This window comes from Pseudomonas sp. UBA5706, assembly GCF_002419965.1.
Taxonomy (GTDB): Bacteria; Pseudomonadota; Gammaproteobacteria; order Pseudomonadales; family Pseudomonadaceae; genus Aquipseudomonas.
This window is the reverse complement of the sequence record NZ_DIHC01000022.1, coordinates 1-10,222: the sequence shown is the minus strand read 5'-3', so window position 1 is coordinate 10,222 and position 10,222 is coordinate 1. Positions and strand designations below refer to the sequence as shown.

Annotated in this window: 10 protein-coding genes; 7 read left to right on the top strand and 3 right to left on the bottom strand. The window is 59.2% G+C overall.

Translation table 11 applies throughout. The annotated features are described in order from the left end of the window. Positions 1–320: 320 nt before the first annotated feature. A complete protein-coding gene (locus tag B3I26_RS10975; RefSeq protein ID WP_296257708.1) occupies positions 321–1,061 on the bottom strand; it encodes a DUF2059 domain-containing protein in 741 nt (246 codons plus the stop codon). Between the two features lie 196 nt (positions 1,062–1,257). On the opposite strand from B3I26_RS10975, the gene B3I26_RS10970 reads away from it, so the two are divergent. Next, complete coding sequence (locus tag B3I26_RS10970; protein ID WP_296257707.1) at positions 1,258–1,899, top strand: 2OG-Fe(II) oxygenase; 642 nt, start codon at positions 1,258–1,260, stop codon at positions 1,897–1,899. A 179-nt stretch (positions 1,900–2,078) separates the two neighbouring features. Beyond that, positions 2,079–2,516 (top strand): DUF4399 domain-containing protein, encoded by a 438-nt coding sequence (locus tag B3I26_RS10965; RefSeq protein WP_296257706.1) that lies wholly within the window; start codon positions 2,079–2,081, stop codon positions 2,514–2,516. A 177-nt stretch (positions 2,517–2,693) separates the two neighbouring features. On the opposite strand, the gene serA is transcribed toward B3I26_RS10965, so the two are convergent. Continuing rightward, positions 2,694–3,923 (bottom strand): phosphoglycerate dehydrogenase, encoded by a 1,230-nt coding sequence (gene serA / locus B3I26_RS10960; RefSeq protein WP_296257705.1) that lies wholly within the window; start codon positions 3,921–3,923, stop codon positions 2,694–2,696. Between the two features lie 199 nt (positions 3,924–4,122). Between serA and B3I26_RS10955 the strand changes: the two genes are divergently transcribed. From B3I26_RS10955 to B3I26_RS10940, 4 genes are all read left to right on the top strand, one after another. Continuing rightward, a complete protein-coding gene (locus tag B3I26_RS10955; RefSeq protein WP_296257704.1) occupies positions 4,123–5,517 on the top strand; it encodes an FAD-binding oxidoreductase in 1,395 nt (464 codons plus the stop codon). Between the two features lie 67 nt (positions 5,518–5,584). After that, on the top strand, positions 5,585–6,250 hold the full coding sequence (locus tag B3I26_RS10950; protein ID WP_296257703.1) for a fumarylacetoacetate hydrolase family protein: 666 nt from the start codon (positions 5,585–5,587) through the stop codon (positions 6,248–6,250). A 177-nt stretch (positions 6,251–6,427) separates the two neighbouring features. After that, entirely contained in the window at positions 6,428–7,342 is a 915-nt protein-coding gene (locus B3I26_RS10945) for an SdiA-regulated domain-containing protein (protein ID WP_296257702.1), read from the top strand. Between the two features lie 845 nt (positions 7,343–8,187). Then, a complete protein-coding gene (locus B3I26_RS10940; RefSeq protein WP_296257701.1) occupies positions 8,188–9,099 on the top strand; it encodes an SdiA-regulated domain-containing protein in 912 nt (303 codons plus the stop codon). 160 nt (positions 9,100–9,259) lie between these two features. Here the strand turns inward: B3I26_RS10940 and rpiA are convergent, their stop codons facing one another. Further along, positions 9,260–9,931: a ribose-5-phosphate isomerase RpiA gene (rpiA, locus tag B3I26_RS10935; RefSeq protein ID WP_296257700.1), complete on the bottom strand. Its 672-nt coding sequence runs from the start codon at positions 9,929–9,931 to the stop codon at positions 9,260–9,262. A gap of 145 nt (positions 9,932–10,076) precedes the next feature. On the opposite strand from rpiA, the gene B3I26_RS10930 reads away from it, so the two are divergent. Next, positions 10,077–10,222 (top strand): hypothetical protein (locus B3I26_RS10930; RefSeq protein WP_296257709.1); only part of this gene is annotated, 146 nt, incomplete at its 3' end.

Sequence of the window (10,222 nt, the reverse complement as noted above, 5' to 3'; positions counted from 1 at the left end):
GGCGTAGGAGTCCGGCTTGCCCACGATCTGCCGGGGACCGGCAGCAAAATCAGGCAGCGCGGTGTGTCTGGCAGGCCGTGGTGGGAGGGTTTACGACTGCTGCGCAGCCGATCGCGAGCAAGCTGCGCTCCTACGCCCTTCGGGCAGAGTCAAAAGCCGCAGGTTTTTTGCGACATTCGGTGCTGTGCTTGCGGGCAGAGCCAAATACCGCAGTGCGTTTAGCGTCATTCGGTATGTGCTTTGAGGCCGAATAAAAGGCCACAGGTCTTTGGTGTCATCAGGCTCTGCTTCCGGGAAGAATCCAAGAAACAGGATCGTGTCTACTTCACGTTCTGCCCAACCGCCAATCCCGCCCGAATCGCAGCCAGCGCGGCTTGGTAGTAGGCCTTGCCTTCGTTGGATTCGGCGAAGGTCGAAAACTCTTCCAGCTCTGCGTCGGACAGGTCGCGATACACGTAAAGCAGCGTATTGCCCATGTCGTTGGCAATCTGCGTCATCAGTCGCTGACGCTGCCCGTCGAGCATATTTTGCGACGAGCCGCCTCCCATTAGCCCTGGAATCATCGAACTCAAGCTGTCGGCCGCAACCCCGGCGATGGCCAGACTGACTTCGGCACCGGCTTCCTTGGCGGGGAGGGCGTTGGCCAGGTGGCCGATGATCAGCATGCGATTGTCGCTGGCCTGCATCTTCGGCAAACCTTGTGCGTTTTTCGCCAGTTGGTCGGGACGGGTTGCGGTCAGCTCGGCATTGACGATCTTGCGGCCCAGGGGGGATTGGAAAAACTGCAAGGCAGGATTCGGGTCCTGCAGCGTCTGCCGCAGTTTTTGCTCGGCGCGTTGATCCATTGCCTGTGGCGCGAAACGCTGGTTGCTGTTGCTGACCAGCGCTTCGAACACCGCAGGTGGCAGGCTGTTTTTGTAGCGCTGCTGCGCAGCTTTGAGAGCGTCGTTGAAATGCGCGCGTTGTTCCGGCCAGCCGGTGACCTTGTACAGCTGGTCGTGGCCGTCTGCCCACGCGGGCAGGGTGCAGAACATCAACAGCAGGAAAAACAGACGGCGCATTAGAGACTCCTGTCGGCAGGCCGCTATTCTCGGCGGGGCGGCGGGGATTTGTCGAGTTAACAAGTTGCCAGACCTCAAGAAAATCCGTGGGTTCGGCGATGGCGTGTGGAAAACGGTTGCAGGGTTTTCGCCGCGCAGAAATATTCTTGGGCTGGCAGACCGTGGGCTCTGTTGGATTGATCGGCGTCTGGATACTATGCGCGCCATGCACATATCCCCTGATGACCCCCTGCTGACGAAAATTGTCGACGACCTGGCCGAGCGAGGCTGGTCGCAGCAGGACATCTTTTTGCCTGAAGCGCTGACCCGCGAACTGGCCCTTGAGTGCCGCAAACGCGCGGCTGAAGGCGAGCTGGCCCCGGCGGCGGTTGGGCGCGGCCCTGCCCAAGAGGTGCGCGAGGGAATTCGTGGTGATCACATCCAATGGCTGGAGCCGGGACAGGCCGGGCCCTGCGATCAGTATCTGGTGTTAATGGACAGCCTGCGTCAGGCGCTTAATCGCGGTCTGTTTCTGGGCCTTGAGGATTTCGAAAGCCACTTTGCGCTGTACCCGCCCGGGGCTTTTTATCGCCGGCACGTCGACCGCTTTCGTGACGATGACAGACGCATGGTCTCGGCAGTGATCTACCTCAATGACGCCTGCTGGCAGCCCGAAGATGGCGGGCAATTGCGTATGTTCTTCAAGGATGGCGTGGAGCACGACGTACAGCCCATCGGTGGATGCCTGGTGGTGTTTCTGTCAGGCGACATGCCTCATGAAGTATTGCCCGCCATGCGCGATCGCCTGTCCCTTACCGGTTGGTTCCGGCGGCGGGGGAACGAGCCGTTTGAGTTGTAAGCTCGATGCGTTCGAGATGAAATCTTCTACACAAAAGCGCTCCTTGCGCCCCTTTGCGCGCGAATCCAGACTAAGGTGAGCGCCGCGCCTCAGCATGTTCCGCGGCGATTGCCGGACCGAATCTTCGGGCTCACGGTCTGAGATTGAGCATCCATAACAACCCAAAACCGGGAGAGATCATGAAGACTTTATTCGCAAGAACTGCCCTTGCCGGCTTGCTGCTGGGCTCGACCTTCCTGGTGCAGGCCGATGATGTGCCGCGCACGCCGTCGCCTGCGGGGGCGGAGGTCTACATCATTTCGCCTAAGGACGGCGCGGTGGTCAACGGTGCGTTCAAGGTTCAGTTCGGACTCAAGGGCATGGGCGTCGCGCCCGCCGGTGTCGATGTGCCGGAGACCGGGCATCACCACCTGCTGATCGACGTCAAGGATCAGCCCGACATGAATGCGCCGCTGCCGACCACTGACAACATCCGCCATTTCGGCAAAGGCCAGACCGAAACCGAACTGAACCTCGCCCCAGGCCAGCACACGCTGCAATTGCTGGTCGGCGACAAGAACCACGTGCCGCTGAATCCAGTGGTTGAGTCGCAGAAGATCACCGTCACCGTTAAATAACCAAAGGTTGCCCGTCGATCTTCGGGGCGTCGGTTGTGGCAGCCCGGCTGGCCAGTGGGTAGCGATCTTGAGCGCGCCAGCGCCAGCCAGCTGCTACAGCAACGGCGTCGGCACCTTGCGCAGGCAAAAAAAGGAGACCCGAGGGTCTCCTTTTTTCAATAGCCCTGAACCGGTGGTTCAGAACAGAACGCGGCTGCGGATGGTGCCGTTGATGTGCTGCAGCTTCTCTTGCGCCAGGTCCGAGTACTCGGCATCGACGTCGATGACCACGTAGCCTACGTTCTCGTTGGTTTGCAGGAACTGGCCGGAGATGTTGATGCCGTTTTCCGCAAACACCTTGTTGATTTCGCTGAGCACGCCCGGGATGTTTTCGTGGATGTGCAGCAGGCGATGCTTGCCAGGGTGAGCCGGCAGGGCCACTTCAGGGAAGTTGACCGAGGACACCGACGTACCGTTGTCGCTGTACTTGACCAGCTTCTCTGCCACTTCCAGGCCGATATTGGCTTGGGCTTCGGCAGTCGAGCCACCGATGTGCGGGGTCAGGATCACGTTGTCCAGGCCACGCAGCGGGCTTTCGAAGATGTCGTCGTTGGAGCGCGGCTCCACCGGGAATACGTCGATGGCTGCGCCGATAAGGTGCTGATCCTTGATCGCACGGGCCAGTGCGTCCAGCTCGACCACGGTGCCGCGCGCGGCGTTGATCAGGATTGCGCCTTTCTTCATCGAGCGGATTTCCTTCTCACCAATCATCCACTGGGTGGACGGCAGCTCAGGCACGTGCAGGGACACAATGTCCGCCAGGCCCAGCAGCTCGGTCAGGCTGGAAACCTGAGTGGCGTTACCCAGTGGCAGCTTGGTCAGCGGGTCGAAAAAGAACACCTGCATGCCCAGGCCTTCGGCCAGAACCGACAACTGCGTGCCGATTGAACCGTAGCCGATGATGCCCAGCTTCTTGCCACGGATCTCGAAGGAGTTGGCGGCGCTCTTGATCCAGCCGCCACGATGGCAGGAAGCGTTTTTCTCGGGGATACCGCGCAGCAGCAGGATCGCTTCGGCCAGTACCAGTTCGGCGACCGAACGGGTATTGGAGTACGGCGCGTTGAACACAGCGATGCCGCGCTCGCGGGCCGCGTTCAGGTCAACCTGGTTGGTGCCGATGCAGAAGCAGCCGACCGCGACCAGCTTCCTTGCGCTGTCGAAGATCTCTTCGGTCAGCTGGGTACGTGAGCGAATACCGATGAAGTGAGCGTCGGCAATCTTTTCCTTCAGTTCGGCTTCCGGCAGAGACTTGGTGTGGTACTCGATGCTGGTGTAACCAGCGGCCTTGAGGACGTCGACTGCGGATTGATGGACGCCTTCGAGAAGAAGGAACTTGATCTTGCTCTTGTCGAGGGAAGTCTTGCTCATCTGCGTAAACCTGTGTCCCGGAGAAAATGGCAGGGAATGGACAGCGCGAGCTGGCCTCACGGCGCAACGGCGCCTTCGCAGGTCGGCCTCAGGCACGTCTCTGCGGGGGCGGTATGCTAGCATATGTGCCCCGCGAAATACCCGCTCCTGCGACGTGAGCCGTTCTCAGGATGACCATGAATCGTTCGAGAGTTCCTTGATGACACAGTCTGCGTTGATAGATGAACTTAAGTCCCTGGTCGAGCCCGCAAAGGTGCTCACCGATGCCGATTCCCTCGAAGCCTATGGCAAGGACTGGACCCGGCAATACGCCCCTGCGCCGAGCGCCATTGTCTTTCCCAAAACCACCGAACAGGTGCAGGCCATCGTCCACTGGGCCAATCGGCACAAGGTCGCCCTGGTGCCGTCGGGCGGGCGGACCGGGCTTTCTGGCGCCGCGGTGGCGATGAATGGCGAGGTGGTCGTTTCATTCGACTCCATGAACCAGATTCTGGAACTCAACGTCACCGACCGCACGGTGCGTTGCCAGCCAGGGCTGGTCACCAAACAGTTGCAGAACTTCGCGGAAGAGAATGGCCTTTATTACCCGGTGGATTTCGCCTCCTCCGGTTCAAGTCAGATCGGCGGCAACATCGGCACCAACGCCGGCGGGATCAAAGTCATTCGCTACGGCATGACCCGCAACTGGGTCTCGGGGCTGAAGGTCGTGACGGGCAAGGGCGACATCCTTGAGCTGAACAAAGACCTGATCAAGAACGCCACTGGCTACGACCTGCGTCAACTGTTCATTGGCGGCGAGGGCACGCTGGGTTTTGTGGTCGAGGCGACGATGCGCCTGGATCGGGCACCGAAAAACCTGACCTGCATGGTTCTCGGCACGCCCGACTTCGATTCGATCATGCCGGTACTGCACGCGTTTCACGGCAAGCTGGACCTGACGGCGTTCGAGTTTTTCTCCGACAAGGGCCTGGCCCGCATCATGGCGCGCGGTGACGTGCCCGAGCCGTTTGCCACCAAAACGCCGTTCTATGCCTTGCTTGAGTTCGAGGCGAGCAACGAAGACATCGCCAATCAGGCGCTGGCTACCTTCGAGCATTGCGTGGAACAGGGTTGGGTCATCGATGGGGTGATGAGTCAGAGCAAGCAGCAGTTGCAGAACCTGTGGAAGCTGCGCGAATACCTGTCTGAAACCATCTCCCACTGGACCCCGTACAAAAACGACATCTCGGTCACGGTGTCGAAGGTCCCGGCGTTCCTCAACGAAATCGACGCTATTGTCAGTGAGCACTACCCTGATTTCGAAGTGGTCTGGTACGGCCATATCGGTGATGGCAACCTGCACCTGAACATCCTCAAGCCACAGGACTTGCCCAAGGAGGCGTTCTTCGCCAAGTGCGCGACGGTTAACAAGTGGGTATTCGAGATCGTCGAGAAGTACAACGGCTCCATTTCCGCCGAACATGGCGTCGGTCTGGTCAAGCGCGACTACCTCGAATACAGCCGCTCGCCAGTGGAAATCGAGTACATGAAAGCGGTAAAAGCCGTGTTCGACCCGAACGGCATCATGAACCCCGGCAAGATCTTCGCGTTATAACGTCGATCCGCCATACCAGCCAAGCCAGTGCGACGTTGTAATAGACGAAGCAATAAAAGGAACACTCATGAGCTATCAGCACAAGTATGTCGATGGAACCAAGGTTCACTTCCCGCTGGGCAAGGTGGTCTGCATTGGCCGTAACTATGCCGAGCATGCCAGGGAACTGGATAACCCGGTGCCGACCGAGCCGCTGCTGTTCATCAAGCCGGGCAGTTGCGTGGTCGAGCTCGAAGGTGGTTTCAGTATTCCGCAGGATCGCGGATCAGTGCATTACGAAGCCGAGATCGTGGTGCTGATCGGCAAGTCGCTGAGCAAGAACCCAAGCCGCGAAGAAGTGCTGGACGCGATTTCGGGTTTTGCGCCAGGACTTGACCTTACGCTTCGGGATATTCAGTCCAGGCTCAAGGAAAAGGGCCTGCCTTGGGAAATCGCCAAGTCGTTCGACGGCGCGGCAGTCATCGCCCCGTTCGTGTCGGCCGATGCCTACCCGGACCTGACCGACATTGCCATTCGCCTGACTGTCAACGGCGAAGTCCGCCAGGACGGCAACAGCAGCCAGATGCTTAACCCGATCGTGCCAATGATTCAGCACATGGCCTCGCAGTTTTCGCTGCAAGCGGGCGACGTAATCATGACCGGCACTCCAGCAGGCGTTGGCCCGTTCAATGTCGGCGATCAGATCGTGCTCGAACTACCGGGCCAGAGCCGTTTCGAAAGTGACGTCCGCTGATTCATAGCGTTCGGTCAGAAGGCCGCCTGTGTGACACCGCAGGCGGCCTTTTTTATGCGCCATCTCCATCGCCCGGGGCGTTCTGGTTGCCGTTTTTTTCACAAGCAATCCGGATAATCCTTGCCGACCGCAGCGCCATATTGCTGCGCAATGAATTCGTTTTTCGGGATCGTCTAGATGGCAGCCGCTGATCAATCGCTGAGCAACCCCAAGCGCCGAGGTTTTCGTTGGTCCTGGCTGGTGATCGCCCTGGTGGTGATCCTCGTGGGTCTGTCCTATGCGTGGCACTGGGATGATCGCGGTCTGCTATGGCTGCGTGAGCAGACGGTCTCCGTCTCCGAGCGCACCGCCAGTGTGTGGCTGCCGGACTACCACGTCGTGATTGACGGAAAGCCGCTCGTGGGCCTGGAGAATGATGAGGCGTCGGATCTGTCCTATGACCCATCAAGCAAAACCCTGTACTCGGTGATGGGCAAAAACGCGTTCCTGGTCGAACTAAGCCTGAGCGGCGAAGTGTTGCGCAAGATCCCGCTGGTAGGCTGGAGCAACCCGGAAGGCTTGGCGGTTTTGGGCAACGGTTTGATCGCCATTGTCGATGAGCGTCAGCACCTGATGACCATGGTCACCGTGACGCCCGACACCAAGACCCTGAACATCGCTGACTTTCCGAAGTATGACCTCGGGCCTTCCGCCGATCAGAACAAGGCGTTCGAGGGCGTAGCCTGGGACCCGCACAAGCAGCGGATCCTGCTCGGCGAAGAACGCCCGCCTGCGTTGTACACATGGCAGTCGGACGGCAGCGCCCTACTCAAGGGTGACAAGCAGAAACTGGCGAATGACAGCCTCATCATGCGCAACCTGTCCGCGTTGGATGTCGATGAAAAAACCGGCCACTTGCTGGCCTTGTCCGCTGAGTCGCACATGCTCCTTGAGCTGGACGAGAAGGGCAACGAGGTGAGCTTCCTGGCGCTGGTAGCAGGCTTCCACGGCCTGGACCACACCATCCCCCGAGCCGAAGGGGTAACGATGGACGATAAAGGCACGATCTACATGGTCAGCGAGCCCAACCTGTTTTATTCGTTCAAGAAGTAAGCGGTTGCGAGCACCGCGCAACGCTTTTGATTCTGGCCGCAGGCCGTAGGCGCCTTGCTTGCAGGCGCTCAGCACGAAGCAGCAACTGCGCAACGCTTTCGATTCTTGCCACAGGCCGCAGAAGCCTTGCTTGCAAACGCTCAGCACGACGCAGCAACTGCACAACGCCTTCGATTCTGGCCGCAGGCCGTATGCACCTTGTTTGCAGGCGCTTAGCACGAAGCAGCAGCTGCGCAACGTTTTTGATTCTGGCCGCAGGCCGTATGCACCTTGCTTGCAGGCGCTCAGCACGACGCAGCAACTGCACAACGCCTTCGATTCTGGCCGCAGGCCGTATGCACCTTGTTTGCAGGTGCTTAGCACGAAGCAGCAGCTGCGCAACGTTTTAGATTCTGGCCGCAGGCCGTATGCACCTTGCTTGCAGGCGCTTAGCACGAAGCAGTAGCTGCGCAACGCTTTTGATTCTGGCCGCAGGCCGTATGCACCTTGTTTGCAGGTGCTTAGCACGAAGTAGCAGCTGCGCAACGCTTTTGATTCTGGCCGCAGGCCGTATGCACCTTGTTTGCAGGTGCTTAGCACGACGCAGCAACTGCACAACGCCTTCGATTCTGGCCGCAGGCCGTAGGAGCCTTGCTTGCAGGCGATCTGGCGCGAAGCGGCAGCAAATCAGCAGATGCGATGTAGCAGAAAACCGCATGCCCGGGGTTTTACTGCCGTTTCGCGACAGATCGCTCGCAAGCCAGCGTCCACGCATTCCGGGCAGAAGCTTTGATCTTGCGAGTCTTAAGCTTGGCTTCAGCCTAGGGTGCTATTAAAACGACCCCACCTGAGGTCGAGCTTGATTCATGCGTTGTCTGTCCACTTTGAAAACCGTCTTATTGACATTACTCGTCGTGATTTTGCTGACAGCGTCAGGGGGCGTTGCTCGCGAATACCGAGTGGCCGAGCGGATGTGGTTCAACTGGCATGTTTTCTGGCAGGCCAGCGATGCACAGGCGTTGGGGCTGGATGATTACAAGGTTGCAACTGAGGCCAGCGTCATCGAAGGCCTGGAAGACAACGTTTCGGCGCTGAGCTACGACCCGGACCGCAAAACCCTGTTCACCGTGACCAACAAAGACCCCGAATTGGTCGAGCTGAGCCTTGAGGGAAAAATCCTGCGGCGCATTCCGTTGACCGGCTTTGGCGACGCGGAGGCGGTGGAGTACATCAGCCCCGGCATTTACGTCATCAGCGACGAACACAGTCAGCGGCTGATCAAGGTCCGGGTCAAAGACGATACAGGGTTTCTCGACGCCGCTGACGCACAGCAACTGACGCTGGGGATTGATGCCGGCGGTAACAATGGCTTCGAAGGCCTGGCCTACGACAATCGGGGTAAGCGGCTGTTTGTCGCCAAAGAGCGCAAACCGGTGCAGATCATCGAAGTGCGCGGCTTCCCAGATGCCGACACGACCACGCCGAACGCTCTCGAAGTCACCTCCAGCAGCAAGCGTAATGCTGGCCTGTTCGTGCGTGACCTTTCCAGCCTGCAGTTCGACGAACGCAGCGGTCATCTTTTGGCCTTGTCCGATGAGTCGCGGCAGATATTGGAGCTGGACACCGCCGGCAGACCTGTCGGCAATGTGTCGCTGAGCAAGGGCAGCATGGGCCTGAGCAAGAGCGTGCCACAGGCGGAAGGAATTGCGATGGGGGAGGACGGGACGTTATATCTGGTGAGCGAACCGAATCTTTTTTATGTGTTCCGGAAGAAGTGAAGGGTGATGCTTTGTCCGGGTGATCCTTCTGTAGGAGCGAATTCATTCGCGAGGCGGCATCCATCCGACAAAGACGCGTCAAATGGATTGGCCGATTGCGAATGAATTCGCCCCCACACAGAGAACGTGTTTCACCCCAAGGTTCGCAGGTAAAACCCGCTCAGCGCTTGAGGGTTTTCACGCCATCCTGAGTACCCAGCAACAGCAAGTCCGCAGAACGCGCCGCAAACAGCCCGTTGGTGACGACACCGACAATGGCGTTGATCTGTGCTTCCAGCTCTACCGGATTGGTGATGTTCATGTTGTGCACGTCGAGGATGATGTTGCCGTTATCGGTCAGCACACCTTCGCGGTACACCGGGTCACCGCCCAGCTTCACCAGTTGCCGCGCGACGTGGCTGCGCGCCATCGGGATGACTTCGACCGGCAGCGGGAATGCACCGAGGACCGGCACCAGTTTGCTGCCGTCGGCGATGCAGATGAACGTTTTGGCCACCGCCGCCACGATTTTCTCGCGAGTCAGGGCTGCGCCGCCGCCCTTGATCAGGTTCAAGTGCTCATCGCTTTCATCGGCGCCGTCGATATAGAACTCAAGATCGCTGACGGTGTTGAGTTCATACACTGGAATGCCGTGGCCTTTGAGGCGTGCGGCGGTGGCTTCGGAGCTGGCCACTGCGCCGTCGAACGCGCCCTTGTGCAGCGCCAGTGCATCGATGAAGCAATTGGCAGTGGAACCGGTGCCGACACCCACGATGCTTTTGTCGTCGAGTTTCGGAAGGATGAAGTCGACGGCGGCTTGGGCAACGGCCTGTTTGAGTTGATCCTGGGTCATGCGGGGCTCCACGGAGGCCAAAGGACACGAAAGGGCGGGCATTATAGCGACATGCTGTGGTTAAAGCCTGAGTGTTGGTGTGGTCGTGCGTCGGGACGCGGGGTAGACTTCCGAGCCTTGCCCCCTCGCCAGTGATGCTTTCCCGATGCTCGAACAGTACGTCAAGAAAATCCTCACCTCCCGCGTTTACGATATCGCCGTCGAAACCCCGCTGCAGGGCGCGCGTCAGCTCTCCGAGCGGCTGGGCAACCAGGTGTTGCTCAAGCGCGAAGACCTGCAGCCGGTGTTCTC